Raw genomic sequence first — 14,601 nt, 5'->3', positions numbered from 1 at the left:
GAAGTACTCACCCTCCTGCCTGCGGATTCCAGCAACACGGGGAAAATGGCGGGGCCGACGGGATTTGAACCCGCGACCTCCAGATTGACAATCTGGCGTCCTAACCAGCTGAACGACGGCCCCTCGATACTCAACGTATAGCGGAAGATTTTACTGACAAGACGATAACTGGCGGTTGGTCCCGTCTGAAGTTTTTATTGCTCGTATTCTCTCCGTCCTGTCCCCTTCACCCAGTATTTCCCTGGTAGGCGGAACAGGGATCGAACCTGTGACATCCACCGTGTAAAGGTGGCGCTCTGCCAACTGAGCTATCCGCCCGATTTCCTTAGCAAGCTGGGCCGGATGCTACCAAGTCCACCGGCCCATGTCAACCGAATCTCGCACTCTTCTTGCATTTTCTTCGCTCTCACGCAGGTAAATCGCGTCGTTTCGGTTAGGATTTTTTCCCGCGGCTCCGGCCCGCCCTGGGGAAATAGGCGTCATGAACCCGCTTCAACCGTCCCCGCTCAACATGAGTATAAATCTGCGTCGTCACAATATTGGCATGGCCCAGCATCACCTGAACAGACCGCAAATCTGCGCCGCCTTCGAGCAGATGTGTGGCAAACGAATGGCGGAGCATGTGAGGCGAAATGATCTGCGTAATGCCCGCTCGCTGCGCGCGGCGCCGCAGTAGCTTCCAGAACGCTTGCCTCGTCAACGGGCCGCCCCGCCGCGACACGAACAGATACCGGGAGGCCCGTTGCTTCAGGAGCCGGGGCCGCGCCTCTTCTACATACTGATGTAGCAACTGCCGCGCCCCCTCACCCATCGGCACGAGACGCTGCTTCGACCCCTTGCCTGTGACCCGGAGATAGCCGACCTCGAGATTCACCTGCGAGACCTCAGCCGTCACCAGCTCCGAGACACGCAGCCCCGTCGCATAGAGCAATTCCACCATGGCGCGGTCGCGCAAGTCTTCAAGGGTGGGAACCGCCGCCAGATCCAATAGGGCGGTCACATCGTGCTGCGGCAGCGTTTTAGGCAGCCGAACGCCTTTCGCCATCGAAGGCAGCCCGACGACGGGACTCTCTTCGATCATCCGTTCCTGCAATAAAAACCGGAACCACCCACGAATCGCCGAGAGACAGCGAACCGAGGAGGCGCGAGACAGTTTGGCCTCATGTAAGGAGCGGAGAAATCCCGTTACCGTTTCCGCTGTGACCTGTTCGGGCGGTACGGAGCCGGCTCGCTGCACATAGGCATGGAATTTACTCAGGTCCCGCCGATAGGCCTCGACCGTGTTGACGGCAAGACCGCCCTCCACTCGGAGATGGCGCAAATATCGCTCGGCCAGCGGGTCCAACAGCATCGGCGCGATGATAGCCAATCACTGCGGTGAACACAACGAGCCTGGCGGGAGTTACCTTGACACCCTCACAAGGTTTCCGATAGTAGTCACTGGCGCATCACCCATCTGTCACAGCGCCAGGAGCCTATGACCCACCCGGCATCACCCGCATTGTCCCCTCGCACACCGACCCTCGCGACAAGCTGGGGCACGGCGCTCGTCCTGACATGGGGACTGCTCTGGCCGATGGGGGCCTCGCTCACTCCCGTCGTCTATGCACAAACGGGCGCCCAGGCCCCAGCGAACCATCCGGTCCTGACCCAGGCGAAACGTTTACTGGATGCGGAACGGGCGGAAGAAGCGGTCACCCTCCTCCGTCGTTTTCTGGCCACGTCTCCGAAGCCTGAGTTCCTTGACGACACTTATTTATTACTAGGCGCAGCCCTGCATGACACCCAACAATATGGGGAGGCCCTCAAATACTTGCAGCAACTGCAGGCGGAGTTCCCCGCCTCCGAGGTCACAGACCGGGGCAAGCTGCTGCAGGCCCGTTCCCATGCGGCCATGGGCAACCTCGACCTGGCCCTCCCGCTCCTCACCAGTCTCCGCACCCTCTCAAAAGATGACAACATCAAACGCGAAGCCCTGCGTCTGAGCGGGGACTTCTACGCACAGAAAGACGACACCATCCGCGCCATCCAAGCATGGCAGGATGAAATGGCCTTGGGCACCGACGCGCAAGCAGAAGACGCACGAGCCCGTATCCGCACGTTGCTCGGCGACACATCGGACCGGAAAGCCCTTGAGCGCATCCGGGAAACATTTCCTCGCAGTTTTCCCGGCGACCTCGCAGCCCTCCGCCTCATCGACTTCTATGTCGAGCGGAGCGAAGAACATCTGGCCGTCCGGCAAATTCAACAGTTCCTCGCCAACTTCCCGGCGCATCCCCAGGCAGCCAAAACCCTGGAGCTCCTCGCCACACTCCAATCCAAGCTGAAATCCCATCAGTTCTTCGTCGCAACGGTCCTGCCTCTTTCAGGAAAGCTCGCCCCCTTCGCGACCGAAACCCTCAACGGCGTGCAACTAGCTATCGAAACACATAGAGAGCGAGGAGGAGTTCCCTCCATCGGTCTCATCGTCAAGGATTTCGAATTCGACCGCGCCTCATTTTTAGACGACTTCTCCGGACTCTTGAACAACGACCACCCCCTGGCCGTCATCGGCCCGCTCCTCTCGAAACATTTGCCCGCCATGGCCGAACTGGCCGGGCGAGCCCATACCCCCTTGATCACGCCAGCTGCGACCCTCCCCAACGTCAGACGGCTGGGCTCCTATGTGTTCAGCACTTCCCTCACCTATCAGCTCCAAGCCAAGCGCATCGCGACCTATGCCATGAAGGAACAGAACTTCCGCCGGTTCTGCATCCTGCATCCCGACACCGCCTATGGCCGCGAATTGGCCAGGCTCTTCGCCCAGGAAGTGCGCCAAGCCAAAGGGGAAGTGATCGCCATCGAGTCCTACAAGGAAGGCGAGCCAGACGTCAGCACGCAGCTCAAGCATATGAAAGCGGAGGACCTCAAGCGCTATGGCCTCTCCGTACCGGTCGACCTGAGCAAGCTGGCAGGAAAGCAGACGAAGATGGACAGGAAAATCCTCTATACGCCGGGCTTCGATGCGATCTTCATTCCCGGTCGCGCCGCCGACGCAGGCCTCATCACGGCGCAGCTCAATTTCCATGACATGAAAGTGCCATTTCTCGGCGCAAACGGATGGAACTCGACGGACTTCGCCCGCACAGCCGATTCATCGATCGACGGAGCCGTGTTCGTCGATGGCTTCTTTGTGGATAGCCCCAATCCTTCGGTGCAGGACTTTGTCGACCGCTACAAGAAACGATTCCAGACCAGCCCAACCCTCTTCGCCATGCAGGGCTATGACGCCGCAAAGCTGGTGATCGATGCGGCGAAAAAAGGCGCGTCCTCCGGCGAAGCCGTCCGCGACCAGTTCATGACCCAGCCGGACCTTTCGCCGCTCGCAGGGCCGGCGTCCTTCGGACCGGACGGAACCTTGAATCGGCCGCTCTTCCTCCTGCAAATCAAACGAGGCCGATTCCTCCAGATCAATTGAGAAAGCCGACCCCATGAACTCCCTCCCACAGATTCTGCATACCATCTCCTATATGGGGCTCCCGCTCCTCTTCGCGATGGTGCTCCATGAATATGCCCATGGCTGGGTCGCCTATCGTTGCGGCGATGCGACCGCCAAGCTCCAAGGCCGCCTCACCATGAACCCCCTGGCGCATATCGATCCCTTCGGGACCATTATCCTGCCGCTGCTCTGCCTGGCGATGCCGGGCGGATTCTTTCTCGGCTGGGCCAAGCCGGTCCCGATCGACCCGCGCGCCATGCATCAACCCCGCCGCGACATGGCGCTCGTCGCAGCAGCGGGGCCTGCCATGAATCTCGCGTTGGCCATCGGCAGCGCCCTCCTCTTCACGCTCCTCCTGTCCATCGAACCGGCGATTGGAAGCTACTGGTCCGGACCGGCGGACAGCGCCATCCCGGATACCTGGAGCACGAAGCTCCTGCTGCCGATCGCCGTGATGGCCGTCTACTCCGTCTTGATTAACGTGCTCTTGATGCTGTTCAACCTGCTCCCTCTTCCCCCGCTGGACGGAGGCAGGATTCTCACGAGCCTGCTCCCCCCCGCCGCGGCACAGGTGCTCATGCGCGTGGAGCCCTACGGCATGTTCGTCCTGATAGGGCTGATCATTTTCGATCCGCAGATCCACATTATCCATACGATCACCAGCACCTTGACCCATAGTCTGTCCAATACGATTCTCTCCACTGCCATCGGTCTCGGAACAGGAAACACACCATGACCACACCCAGAAAACGAGTCCTCAGCGGCATGCAGCCGAGCGGGCTGCTCCATCTCGGCAACTATCTCGGCGCATTAGAGAATTGGAAAAGCCTACAGAACGAATACGAGTGTTACTTCTTCATCGCGGATTGGCATGCGCTCTCGTCGAACTATGCCGACACCAGCCGCATCCGTGAGTTCGTTCACGAACTCTTGATCGACTGGCTGGCCGCCGGCATCGACCCGGCGAAAGCCACGGTGTTCGTCCAGTCGCGCATCCCGGAACATGCCGTCCTGCATCTCCTGCTCTCGATGATGACGCCGGTCTCCTGGCTGGAACGAAACCCGACCTACAAAGAGAAGCAGGAAGAGATTAAGGATCGCGACATGACCACGTACGGATTTCTGGGCTACCCGGTCCTCCAGGCCGCGGACATCCTGCTCTATAAGCCGGATTTCGTGCCGGTGGGCAAAGACCAATTGCCGCATCTGGAACTCACCCGGGAGCTGGCCCGCCGGTTCAACAGCCTCTACAAGCCTGTGTTCCCCGAACCGGTTGAACAGCTCACCAAGTTCCCGAAAGTGCTTGGGACGGATGGCAGGAAGATGAGCAAGAGCTACGGCAATACGATCAACCTGTCAGACGCCGAACCGGTCGTGCGCCAGAAACTCAAAACGATGGTCACAGACCCGGCCAGAGTCCGGCGCCACGACCCGGGCAATCCGGACCTCTGTCCGGTCTACGATTTCCATAAAATATTTTCCTCGCCGATGGTGCAGGAGCAGATCAATACGGAATGCCGGAGCGCCGCTATCGGCTGTATCGACTGCAAGAAGCTGGTGGCAGACCGGGTCGTCGAACGGATGACGCCGATGTGGGACGCACGCGCGATCCTGAGCAAAGACCCAGCGTATTTGCAGGACATCGTACAAGAAGGCAGCCGCAAGGCCAGCGAAGTCGCCAAGGCGACGCTGCACGATGTTACCGAAGCGATGAAGATCTAGCAGGATGCTGAAACAGTCCGCTGGCGCCGATCAGCTACAAGGCAAGAGACGAAACGCCGATTATGCCGTGAAGGAACAGACGATGAGAATAGTGGCGCTGGTCGCGATTCTACTGGGAGTGAGTTGGGACACAGCCTGGGCGGGCGATCCCCCTTGCGACAAATATCCCCCGGCCAAACAGACCAAATGCGCCGCAGTCTGGAAAGAACTGAACCAGGAAGACGGCCCCTCGATCTCACAGTTCGGGCTGGCCCAACTGAAACGGCGAGAAGAAGGCAAAATCAACGCAGAGCAACATCTCTCCGAAAACATGACCTTCATCAAACAGTCCACCCAGAAACGCCTCGAACGACTCCGCGCCAGGATGGAAAAAGAATAGCCCTCACAAGTCTCTCGCCTTCGGCGAGCCGCAGATGCGGCCCAACAAGAAACGCTCTCCCGTAGAACGCTCAAAAAGACTGTCCGGCGAGGCCGCAGGCGAGTCGAAACCGAAGGCGTGCCCTCAGGGGCACGTTGAGGATTTCGATGAGCCGAGAACGAAGCTGGCAGGCTTTTTCAGCGTTCTACTAAAGACGGACAAACTGATTCGTTTCTTTTTCTATCCCGATCTCTGTCTCCGGTCCATGCCCGGTCACGACGATCGTGGCATCGTCCAGACTATAGAGCCGCTCGCGAATGGATTGCTCGATCGTATCGAAATCTCCGCCCCAGAGATCCGTGCGCCCGATGCTGCCGCGAAAAAGCGTGTCACCGGCCAAGACTAATTTGTCGCCGGGGAAATGAAAGCTCATCGACCCTCGTGTGTGACCGGGCGTGTGGAGCGCGACCACCGAGACTTGCCCGATCAGCAGCTTCTCCTCATCCTTCAACCAATAGTCCGGCAGCGGCACCGGCACATAGGCGACGCCGAAGAGCTCACATTGCACCTCCAGCATCTTCCAGAGGTCCAAGTCATCGTGATGCAAGCACAGGGTCGCCCCTGTCGCCTGCTTCATGTCACCTGATGCCAGAAAATGGTCGAGATGGGCGTGGGTATGGAGAATATGCGTGACCGTCAGACCGAGCTGCTGCACCTCGCGCAAAATCCGCTCCGGCGCGCCGCCCGGATCGACCACGATCGCCTGTTTCGTCACAGGGTCTCCGATGATCGAGCAATTGCAGCCGAGGGGCGGGACGGAAAATGTTTTGCGGATCATCCGTGGCATCATGCCCGCATGCTACAGTCCTGGCCCCTCACGGCGCAAGGAGCGGAGCCTCTTCCTCCGGTCCTGCAAGCTCCTTCTCTTCTTCCGGAGCTTGGATGGCCCAGACGACTTCCGTATCAAGGATCGTCCATTCTCGTCCCCGGCGAACAAACCAGAATAGAAAACCCGCGCCAGTCCCATCAGGACGAAGGATTTCGACATAGAGCAGGGCCTGATCGTTACGAGGACTTCGCGCCACGCGAGAAAAGGCCAGGCGCTCCAGAACTGAGGGTGCTTGAACCGACCTCCCATAGGCCACCGTGACCGGACGAGCCAGGGACACTTCCGGTTCTTCAATCGTATCCCCCGTGGCGAACCGGTAGCCGACACCGAAATGAAATCGCCCTGCAAGCCGGCTCGGCTGCCGATTGAGCAGGATAAATCCCCGGATCAGCTCCAATGACAGTTCGTCGCCGAAATAGCCCCCTTCACGAAAGTTTTCGACCGTCGGCGATTCTTCCTGATCCGGAGCGAGACGAAACCTCGTCATTCGTTCGATGACGACGAGCCGAGCCGCCGACGTCAGGAACTTGCTCGTCACCACCTGGTCATAAAGCGCGTAATCTTCGGCGGGAATGACCGCGCCGTTCTGATCCGACCCGGCTATCGCCCCAGACAGACAGAACAACCCCGTCACCAGCGATAGGACCATGACCAGAACCCTACGACAAGTCATCATGGTGCGAGCATAACGCCGGACAGCAACACGGTCAATTCATGGAACCCGGCGTGGACAAGCTGGAACGAAGCGTGGATAATCGAGAACATCGGATGGAGGGACGTGCGTGCGGGATAAGACTCAGCCGAATCAATGGCCCGAGTGGATCGGAGCGAGCGCGCTCTTGCTCCTCATCGTCATGGGAGGGCCGCAAGACGTGATGGCCGGGGCCAAGTCATCGCCGGAACTGGCCCGCCATTTGGCCGGAATCGCAGCACTGGCTCAGGCCTCGCCAATCGTCACAATCCCAGCCGGTCCGTTCCTGCTCGGCAGCAAGCGAGTGGATGACGACCCCTATGGAAACTGGACCCAGTTCGACAATACGGAGCTGCCGCAACATCGCGTCTGGCTGGACCGCTACGAGATCGATCGCGACGAAGTGAGCCTCGGGGAATATCTGGCTTTCCTGCAACAGCAGAAGCTCCATCCGTCGGACGAGCTGCAAAAACTCATCTGGCACGTCATCACGATCCATTCCGTCTCGGACCAGACTCTCAGCCGGTGGCCCGCCCTCTATGTCACCTGGACCGAAGCGAAAGATCTCTGCGCGGCAAAGCACAAACGGCTTCCGACGGAAGCGGAGTGGGAGAAAGCGGCGAGAGGACCGGACGGCGGACTCTTTCCCTGGGGGAAAGCGGATCCCGACCAAACCCTCGCCATGTTCGGGCAGCACCACATGCATGAAATCCCCATTCTCGCGGCGGTGGATTCGCATGACGCAGGCAAGAGCCCCTATGGCCTCCACCATACAGCGGGAAACGTCGCCGAATGGGTGCAAGACTGGTTCGGGTTCGACTACTACGCCTATATGCCGGAGCGCAATCCGCCTGGCCCGACCAGCGGGCGCTACAAGAGCGTCCGCGGCGGCTCCTGGAAAAGCAACCAGATCATGCTCCGAACCGCGACCCGTGGCGGGTCAGCGCCGGATCAACGGTCCCCCGCCATCGGATTTCGCTGCGCGCAATCGACCGTTCAAGAAGAAACACCGACCGTTGTAAAATAGCCCGTTGCTTAAGCTACGGCACATTCATGATGGCCGATACTCACAGCCCCATGCGCGCTGACACAACCGCCAGACGAGCCACGAGATCTCGCCTGATTCTTCTGATCGCAGCGATCACCGTAACCGGCTGTGCCGGAAGCCAGACAATCTCCACCGACCGCCAGGCCTGTTGCCAGAGGGAAGACGCCAGCCCCCATCGAGCCGCCATCGTCCGCACCGCCACCCAACTCATCGGAGCCAGCACCCTTGAGGTCAACGGCCGCCCGATCGCCTACGACTGCGCCGGCGTCACCCGCGCCATCTTCCTAAAGCACGGCATCGATCTCTACGACAGTAGCGCGCGCGATCCCAACGCCAATGGAGTCCGGCTCATCGATGCCCATGTGCGTCAGTACGGCACCCTCCATCGAGGGCCGGTCGTCCACCCAGGCGATCTCGTCTTCTTCAATAACACCTGGGACTATAACGGGGATGGCAAGGTGAACGATCCGCTGACGCACGTCGGGATCGTCGAATGGCAAGAGCCCGATGGCACCATCCTCTTTATCAGCCGCGTGGCCGGCGCGGTCGAGCGCTACCGCATGAACCTCGCCCTCCCGCACGTCCATAAAACCGCCGACGGCAAAATCCTCAACGACTACCTCCGCCGCAAGGACGCCATCGACCCAGCCAACACCGGCTACCTCACGGGGGAACTTTTTGCCCAGTTCGCCACTCGAATCGGGCGCTAAGAAGAGACGGCATCGTCCGCACCGGCTTCCTCGCGTCGTGGCAGCGACTCCATTCTGCGAAAGCTCTGCTACACTAACTCTATGGCACCATCGTCACCCTCGACTCCGCCAGTCCAAGACAACCCTCTGCGCTGCACGCTGCTGGAGATGCGCGAGAGGCTCCTGTCGCTCTATAGCGCGTTGATTACGGCGGAGCAACTCACCTACGAACGCATCCACGGCCGCGTCGAATCGCCGGACGAGCTCCTCCATTTGGTGCTCCACGATTCCTGGTTCACCTGGCTCTGCCCCGTCCTGGATCTATTAGTCAGGATCGATCAACTCCTGGGCGACGACGCGTGTGACCTCACCCAGGAAACCCTCGAACATCTTGTGACGGCTGTGCGCAGCGTGACCCGCCCCTCAGTTGAGGGCGACAGATTCGAGCGCGCCTACTACGAGGCCCTCCAGCGAACCCCCGATGCCGTGCTCGCCCACTTTCAGATCACACGCATTCTGCTGGCAAAAGCAGCCTAACTCTTCCCACACAAGCCACTCAGCCCTTCCACATTCCATTCCTGCTCCTTAGCAGGCTGCTGAACAACTACAGGATGCTCAAAAAAGCCGTCCAGCAAGGCCGCAGCGAGTGAAGCACCGAGGCGTACCCTTGTGGTACGTTGAGCCTCTTCGTGAAGCGAGAACGCCGCTGGAGGACTTTTTCAGCATCCTGCTACAGGACGGGACTGAATCGACCGATAGTCACACTAACAAGGCAGGCATCGACCTCCCGACTGAGTGCCCGAGGTCGCAGGTTCCCCCAATGATCGAATAAAGGTGTCTTATGGCAGCTGTATCGCACAGAACTTCGACCAGGGAATCCTGCGTCCTCCGCGAAAAAATCCTCGACGTGCGGGGCGGCCTCCTGGGGCTCCATAAGTCCCTCATTTTGGCAGAACAGGTGACCTATGAACGTATCAATGGCCGCGTTGAGTCAACCGGCCAACTCCTACAACTAGTCCTGAACGATCCCTGGTTCACCTGGCTGCACCCCATCTCGCAACTGGTGATCTCGATTGATGACCTCCTGGAGAGCGAGCTCGACCTGTCGCCGGTAGAAGTCGAGCATTTCCTGATAGAAGTCCGATCCCTCATTCGCCCTTCGGAGGAAGGAGACGGGTTTAAACGGAGTTACTACGAAGCCCTTCAGCGGGATCCCGATGTCATTTTCTCTCACGTTGCCGTCAAGAAGCTCCTGACTAAAGCCGCAGCAGAGTCCTCCAGACTCCTCGCCTAGCAGAATGCTGAAAAAGTCCGCCAGCGTCGCTCTCGCATCGTTCAGTCCCTCAACGTATCCTAAAGGGTACGCCTCGGTGCTTCACTCGCTGCGGCCTTGCTGGACGGCCTTTTTGAGCATCCTGTAACAGCTGCCTCCTGCGCCCCCTAGCCGCCCCCGTCTTTCTCGGCAAAAAATGCCTAGCAGCCAGGTCTCCCTCTTGCCACGCTCATTCGAGGCAGCAGCAAGCGAAGAGGCGAGTCGTACTCTCGCCGTACGTTGAGCCTCTGAGCGCCGCGAGAACGCCCCTGGCAGCCCTTGTCAACAGCCTGCCAGTTAAGTTTCCCACATATCTACCGATACACCCTTAGTGCCAATCACAGGAGACCTGACAATGCAACCACGATGTCTTCGAGTTCCCGTCGGCTACTCTGCCAGCATCCAAAGCGATACCGGCGCCGGAGAAGGGGTCGTGCTCGACCTCTCCCCAACTGGTTGCAAGATGCGCAGCGATGTCGCGTTGAACACGGGGACCTATCTCGCGCTACAGATTGCCGTAGCTCAGGAGCGGACTCCTCTGGCAGTAGAAGTCTCGGTGGTTCGCTGGTCCAAGGACGGCCATGTTGGAATAGAATTTATTCGGTACAGTCAAGGCGACCGCGAACGAGTCACAGATCTTGTCGGGATCGTGCCACCGGCGGACATGCCGGCCCAGCCTGACTACGCAACCTCGACGTTAACCGCCATCAGCGCGTAATCCTTCCCACGGCGAAACGCCCGTATCTCGTGAAACGTGAAACGCGAGGTATGAGGGAAAGGCGCGAGCCGAAGTCAGTTTCAGCTTTCCTTCTCAGCCAAGCCTCGGTGGGTCCCAGTTCTTCCAGTGGGGTCGCGCGGCAGCATGCCAGCGCTCAGAGTAGATGTCGATAGGCAGAGAAAGCGAATTAGGTTAGAAAAGACTCCCAGTACATTTTCCTGTCTCCACGAGAGATACAGAAGCCTGGTTACTTTGTTTTCGCTGCTCAACAAGCTGCAAAGTTAAGCAGCGACCCCACACTTTGCATTTAATCCTATCCCCGACAGAAACCCTGTCCGTAACCAGAACGTCCGAACGGGCTCGACCGAAGGGAGTATTGTTCTTTTTATCAAAAAGAATCCCCGTTCATTTTCTTGTTCTCTCGATGCCAAGTACGCTTGACGCTTTTCGACCTACCGTCATAGATATAGATATTTTGAAACTGGCAGTCTAAGTTGAGAGTTAGTAAATATTCGTCAAGGTCCGAGAGCCAGATTTCATCGGGAAACATTGGGTTCATAGCAATGTAGGCCAGCAAGCTCAGTGTTCCCTTCGGCTGATACACCTTCGCCATCTTGCTAGCAATCGCATTTACGGTTGGATCACCAACTCTCACGACTGACGGGACGTCAAAGAGTGGTCCGATGAACTGTCCCCGATAGATCGCGATGCGATCTATGACATCATAAAGTGGTCCTCCATCAGCAAATACTTCGCCAACAAACCCAGCAGGCAGTCCCATTAGTTGTTCAAACACTTGAGCTAGTGAATTCTTTCGTTGCCGCAGGGTCAGGGAATCCCGGAAGCCGATGAAATGTCCGCATCGGAGTAGAGCCCCCGGAAAGCGGCGGCCTGATCATCCGGAAGAACATCGAGATGCTCTTGGCAGGCGTTCTTGGTACTTAGCTGGGCTCCGATTGAGCGGGAAAAGTCGTTATCGATGATCTCGACAAGCTCAAATGCTTGAGGAGAGCCATTATCTGGAATGAAGAGGATATCTGGCTCGGGAATGGGCCTGCTACTGAAGGTTCCACATGGGAGAAGACCACACGTCTCCGCAAAGCTCTTAAAGACAAGCTGCTCACGCTGCTCTCTGGTGAGTTGCACTCAGTACGCCCCATAATAAAGAACAGGACCGGAAATGGAGACAGCGTACTTTTCACACGACATTGTGTCAACCAGACGAGGAGGACAAATGCTCACGCGCGCCAGGGCTCCTCGCTGACTTTGCCGAAGAAGCAGGGTCCCACCGAGGCTTGGCTGAGAAGGAAAGCTGGAAATGACTGAAGCACTGCGATCATATGCGGGTGGCGCGGCGAACTGGGCGCCCCACCGCGCGGAGCGGGGTCCCTACACCGGGCGGGGTGCGAGCACGGTGGGGCTGTTCGCCGTGACAGGACCCGCATATGACCGCAGCCGAAGGAATTCCAGAAGACTTCTGTTCGGATGAGTCCGGAAGGGTCGCTCCGAGAGGCAAGGGAGCGACGAGGTATGGCATCTACTAGAATTGAACGGGATAACTGACCGGTTCGCGCGCAGATACTGATCGATCCCCGCCGCCATCTTGCGCCCTTCGGCGGTGGCCCAGACGATGAACGAGACCCTACTTACGACTTCACTGCTGGAGGCCCCGCGCCAACTAGCGCTGCGCCTTCGCGCTCCAACGCGGTGAGCGCTTTCTGAATCAGCTCCACTTCTTTGGCCTCAAAATATGGCTCGCCACATTGCAGACACACCCACGCCGGGATGGCATCCCAGGACACATGGTACCCCTTCCGATCCAAACTGAAGGGAGCCGTCTTCCGCTCCATCCGCCCCTTACAATGGAGACATTCCATCGCTTACGCCCTCCTCAAGAAATCCGGCGACCATTGCGTTGGATCAGGCACATAGGCTGTGACGACAGCGAGATAGTCATCCTTCGGCGCCACGACGATATGAATCGGACGACCCCCATCTCCAGGGCCAACAAGCAGGCAACTATGGCCGCGAGGATCATCGGGATAATCTTCTACTAATCGACCGGTAATGGCAACCGTTTGCACTTCTTCCGGCGCGATCATCCTGTCTGATCGAGACATCTGTCGAATTGCATGAGGAAGGTACAACAGCCGTTTTCGGCCTGCGGCTCGCACTCGCTCTAGAATGTTCGCTGCCATACGATTGCTCTGGAGCGACTCAGGATCTCACGCGACGCCACCCGTGTCGTACTAAGAAGCGGATTTCTTCGCGGATTGTCCAGCGCGCAAGTATTGATCGATGCCCGCCGCCATCTTACGCCCTTCGGCGATGGCCCAGACGATGAGCGAAGGGCCTCGCTTGGTGTCGCCGCTGGCAAAGATCCCGTCGAGGCTGGTCATGAAGTTATCGTCCACGGCCACTGCGCCACGTGCGTCGTACTTCACCCCGAGGCTGTCCAACAGGCCGTTCTTCACTGGGCCGGTAAACCCCATCGCGAGCAGAACCAGATCGACATCCAGCTCGAAGTCGCTACCGGGGATCGGCGTGAACTTGCCGCCTTCGAACTTCACCCGATTGGCATGGAGCTTCGTCACCTGGCCATTGTGGCCGGTGAACTTGGTGGTCGAGACACTCCATTGACGGTCACAGCCTTCTTCATGCGCATGCGACGTGCGGAGCTGCATGGGCCAGAGCGGCCAAGGCGTCGAATCGGCGCGGGTCGGAGGCGGCTCCGGCAGCAATTCGAACTGATGCGCGTCGACACAACCCTGCCGATGCGCCGTTCCCAGGCAATCGGACCCGGTGTCGCCGCCGCCGATGATGACGACGCGCTTGCCCTTGGCCGTGATCGGCTCCTTCGTGATGGAGATTCCGGCATTGCGCTTGTTCTGCTGCGCAAGGAATTCCATCGCGAGATGCACGCCCTTGAGTTCGCGGCCTGGAATCGGCAATTCACGAGCCTGCTCCGCGCCCATGGAGAGACCGGCCGCATCGAACTGCTGGCGCAACTGTTCGCCCGTCATGTCTTGCCCGATCGTCACACCGGTCTTGAACTCCACCCCTTCGGCCTTCATCTGGTCCAGCCGCCGGTCGATGACCCATTTTTCCATCTTGAAGTCAGGGATGCCGTAGCGGAGCAGGCCGCCGATACGGTCGGACTTCTCGAACACCGTCACACGATGGCCGGCGCGGGCCAGCTGCTGCGCGGCGGCCAAACCAGCCGGGCCTGACCCGACAATCGCGACAGTCTTCCCCGTATTCGTGACAGGCAGGATCGGCTCGACCAAGCCTTCATTGAAACCACGGTCGATGATGTTCCATTCGAGAATTCTGATGGAGACCGGGTCTGAGTTGATGCCGAGCACGCAAGCCCCTTCGCAGGGCGCCGGGCAGAGGCGGCCGGTAAACTCGGGAAAGTTATTCGTCGTATGGAGCGCCTTGAGCGCGTCGTTCCAGCGGCCGCGATAGACCAGATCGTTCCATTCGGGGATCAGATTCACGACCGGGCAGCCAGTCGTACCCTGGCAGAAGGGCACACCGCAATCCATGCAGCGCGCACCCTGGACCTTGAGCTTGTCCTCGGCCAGCGGCTCGTACATTTCCTTCCACTCGAGCACCCTCAGCTCGACCGGTTTCCGCTTGGGGCCCTCGCGGGCATACTTCATGAAACCTTTTGGATCACCCATTCTGTACTCG

Annotated in this window: 17 protein-coding genes and 2 tRNA genes; 9 read left to right on the top strand and 10 right to left on the bottom strand. The window is 58.9% G+C overall.

Going from position 1 to position 14,601, the window contains the following annotated elements; translation table 11 throughout:
- Window positions 1–46 precede the first annotated feature (46 nt).
- The 3 genes from NT179_07965 to xerD form a co-directional block, all read right to left on the bottom strand.
- A tRNA-Asp gene (locus NT179_07965) sits at window positions 47–123 on the bottom strand.
- Between the two features lie 119 nt (window positions 124–242).
- Window positions 243–318 (bottom strand) — tRNA-Val (locus tag NT179_07960).
- Window positions 319–433: 115 nt separating this feature from the next.
- Window positions 434–1,351, bottom strand: a complete 918-nt coding sequence (xerD, locus tag NT179_07955; protein ID MCX5721946.1) for a site-specific tyrosine recombinase XerD — start codon at window positions 1,349–1,351, stop codon at window positions 434–436.
- Between the two features lie 126 nt (window positions 1,352–1,477).
- Between xerD and NT179_07950 the strand changes: the two genes are divergently transcribed.
- The 4 genes from NT179_07950 to NT179_07935 are packed head-to-tail and all read left to right on the top strand — an operon-like array spanning window position 1,478 to window position 5,579.
- The gene (locus NT179_07950) at window positions 1,478–3,457 is read left to right on the top strand and encodes a penicillin-binding protein activator (protein MCX5721945.1); all 1,980 of its coding nucleotides are present in this window, start codon (window positions 1,478–1,480) and stop codon (window positions 3,455–3,457) included.
- Between the two features lie 13 nt (window positions 3,458–3,470).
- Window positions 3,471–4,214, top strand: coding sequence for a site-2 protease family protein (locus tag NT179_07945; GenBank protein ID MCX5721944.1), 744 nt, complete (start codon window positions 3,471–3,473; stop codon window positions 4,212–4,214).
- The gene (trpS, locus tag NT179_07940; GenBank protein MCX5721943.1) at window positions 4,211–5,200 is read left to right on the top strand and encodes a tryptophan--tRNA ligase; all 990 of its coding nucleotides are present in this window, start codon (window positions 4,211–4,213) and stop codon (window positions 5,198–5,200) included. Before NT179_07945 ends, trpS begins: the two co-directional genes overlap by 4 nt.
- 4 nt (window positions 5,201–5,204) lie before the next feature.
- Complete coding sequence (locus NT179_07935) at window positions 5,205–5,579, top strand: hypothetical protein (GenBank protein ID MCX5721942.1); 375 nt, start codon at window positions 5,205–5,207, stop codon at window positions 5,577–5,579.
- 187 nt (window positions 5,580–5,766) lie between these two features.
- Here the strand turns inward: NT179_07935 and NT179_07930 are convergent, their stop codons facing one another.
- Together NT179_07930 and NT179_07925 are read right to left on the bottom strand one after the other, a co-directional pair.
- Window positions 5,767–6,408 (bottom strand): MBL fold metallo-hydrolase, encoded by a 642-nt coding sequence (locus tag NT179_07930; GenBank protein ID MCX5721941.1) that lies wholly within the window; start codon window positions 6,406–6,408, stop codon window positions 5,767–5,769.
- Between the two features lie 25 nt (window positions 6,409–6,433).
- On the bottom strand, window positions 6,434–7,123 hold the full coding sequence (locus NT179_07925; protein ID MCX5721940.1) for a hypothetical protein: 690 nt from the start codon (window positions 7,121–7,123) through the stop codon (window positions 6,434–6,436).
- A gap of 106 nt (window positions 7,124–7,229) precedes the next feature.
- Between NT179_07925 and NT179_07920 the strand changes: the two genes are divergently transcribed.
- The 5 genes from NT179_07920 (at window position 7,230) to NT179_07900 (ending at window position 10,905) form a co-directional block, all read left to right on the top strand.
- Complete coding sequence (locus NT179_07920; protein MCX5721939.1) at window positions 7,230–8,165, top strand: SUMF1/EgtB/PvdO family nonheme iron enzyme; 936 nt, start codon at window positions 7,230–7,232, stop codon at window positions 8,163–8,165.
- Window positions 8,166–8,215: 50 nt separating this feature from the next.
- The gene (locus NT179_07915) at window positions 8,216–8,896 is read left to right on the top strand and encodes an NlpC/P60 family protein (protein ID MCX5721938.1); all 681 of its coding nucleotides are present in this window, start codon (window positions 8,216–8,218) and stop codon (window positions 8,894–8,896) included.
- 81 nt (window positions 8,897–8,977) lie between these two features.
- A complete protein-coding gene (locus NT179_07910; GenBank protein MCX5721937.1) occupies window positions 8,978–9,412 on the top strand; it encodes a hypothetical protein in 435 nt (144 codons plus the stop codon).
- A 304-nt stretch (window positions 9,413–9,716) separates the two neighbouring features.
- Window positions 9,717–10,169, top strand: a complete 453-nt coding sequence (locus NT179_07905) for a hypothetical protein (protein MCX5721936.1) — start codon at window positions 9,717–9,719, stop codon at window positions 10,167–10,169.
- Between the two features lie 373 nt (window positions 10,170–10,542).
- Window positions 10,543–10,905 (top strand): PilZ domain-containing protein, encoded by a 363-nt coding sequence (locus tag NT179_07900; GenBank protein ID MCX5721935.1) that lies wholly within the window; start codon window positions 10,543–10,545, stop codon window positions 10,903–10,905.
- A 388-nt stretch (window positions 10,906–11,293) separates the two neighbouring features.
- On the opposite strand, the gene NT179_07895 is transcribed toward NT179_07900, so the two are convergent.
- The 5 genes from NT179_07895 to NT179_07875 all read right to left on the bottom strand — a co-directional run bounded on the left by NT179_07895 (window position 11,294) and on the right by NT179_07875 (window position 14,591).
- Window positions 11,294–11,701, bottom strand: a complete 408-nt coding sequence (locus NT179_07895) for a hypothetical protein (GenBank protein ID MCX5721934.1) — start codon at window positions 11,699–11,701, stop codon at window positions 11,294–11,296.
- A gap of 32 nt (window positions 11,702–11,733) precedes the next feature.
- Entirely contained in the window at window positions 11,734–12,051 is a 318-nt protein-coding gene (locus NT179_07890; GenBank protein MCX5721933.1) for a hypothetical protein, read from the bottom strand.
- Window positions 12,052–12,551: 500 nt separating this feature from the next.
- The gene (locus tag NT179_07885; protein ID MCX5721932.1) at window positions 12,552–12,782 is read right to left on the bottom strand and encodes a YgiT-type zinc finger protein; all 231 of its coding nucleotides are present in this window, start codon (window positions 12,780–12,782) and stop codon (window positions 12,552–12,554) included.
- A gap of 3 nt (window positions 12,783–12,785) precedes the next feature.
- The gene (locus tag NT179_07880) at window positions 12,786–13,103 is read right to left on the bottom strand and encodes a DUF4258 domain-containing protein (protein ID MCX5721931.1); all 318 of its coding nucleotides are present in this window, start codon (window positions 13,101–13,103) and stop codon (window positions 12,786–12,788) included.
- Between the two features lie 51 nt (window positions 13,104–13,154).
- Window positions 13,155–14,591, bottom strand: a complete 1,437-nt coding sequence (locus NT179_07875) for a glutamate synthase subunit beta (protein ID MCX5721930.1) — start codon at window positions 14,589–14,591, stop codon at window positions 13,155–13,157.
- Window positions 14,592–14,601 lie beyond the last annotated feature (10 nt).

The sequence above is a fragment of the Nitrospirota bacterium genome (genome assembly GCA_026387665.1).
Lineage (GTDB): Bacteria > Nitrospirota > Nitrospiria > Nitrospirales > Nitrospiraceae > Palsa-1315.
The sequence above is the reverse complement of the archived record's forward strand: the minus strand, read 5'-3'. Positions and strand labels throughout refer to the sequence as shown.

Bases quoted from the DNA above. Each gene is read 5' to 3' on its own strand.
- trpS (MCX5721943.1), top strand. From the start codon at position 4,211: ATGACCACACCCAGAAAACGAGTCCTCAGCGGCATGCAGCCGAGCGGG.
- NT179_07945 (MCX5721944.1), top strand. From the start codon at position 3,471: ATGAACTCCCTCCCACAGATTCTGCATACCATCTCCTATATGGGGCTC.
- NT179_07910 (MCX5721937.1), top strand. From the start codon at position 8,978: ATGGCACCATCGTCACCCTCGACTCCGCCAGTCCAAGACAACCCTCTG.
- NT179_07880 (MCX5721931.1), bottom strand. From the start codon at position 13,103: ATGGCAGCGAACATTCTAGAGCGAGTGCGAGCCGCAGGCCGAAAACGG.
- NT179_07930 (MCX5721941.1), bottom strand. From the start codon at position 6,408: ATGATGCCACGGATGATCCGCAAAACATTTTCCGTCCCGCCCCTCGGC.
- NT179_07905 (MCX5721936.1), top strand. From the start codon at position 9,717: ATGGCAGCTGTATCGCACAGAACTTCGACCAGGGAATCCTGCGTCCTC.
- xerD (MCX5721946.1), bottom strand. From the start codon at position 1,351: ATGCTGTTGGACCCGCTGGCCGAGCGATATTTGCGCCATCTCCGAGTG.
- NT179_07950 (MCX5721945.1), top strand. From the start codon at position 1,478: ATGACCCACCCGGCATCACCCGCATTGTCCCCTCGCACACCGACCCTC.
- NT179_07875 (MCX5721930.1), bottom strand. From the start codon at position 14,591: ATGGGTGATCCAAAAGGTTTCATGAAGTATGCCCGCGAGGGCCCCAAG.
- NT179_07885 (MCX5721932.1), bottom strand. From the start codon at position 12,782: ATGGAATGTCTCCATTGTAAGGGGCGGATGGAGCGGAAGACGGCTCCC.
- NT179_07900 (MCX5721935.1), top strand. From the start codon at position 10,543: ATGCAACCACGATGTCTTCGAGTTCCCGTCGGCTACTCTGCCAGCATC.
- NT179_07935 (MCX5721942.1), top strand. From the start codon at position 5,205: ATGCTGAAACAGTCCGCTGGCGCCGATCAGCTACAAGGCAAGAGACGA.
- NT179_07915 (MCX5721938.1), top strand. From the start codon at position 8,216: ATGCGCGCTGACACAACCGCCAGACGAGCCACGAGATCTCGCCTGATT.
- NT179_07925 (MCX5721940.1), bottom strand. From the start codon at position 7,123: ATGATGACTTGTCGTAGGGTTCTGGTCATGGTCCTATCGCTGGTGACG.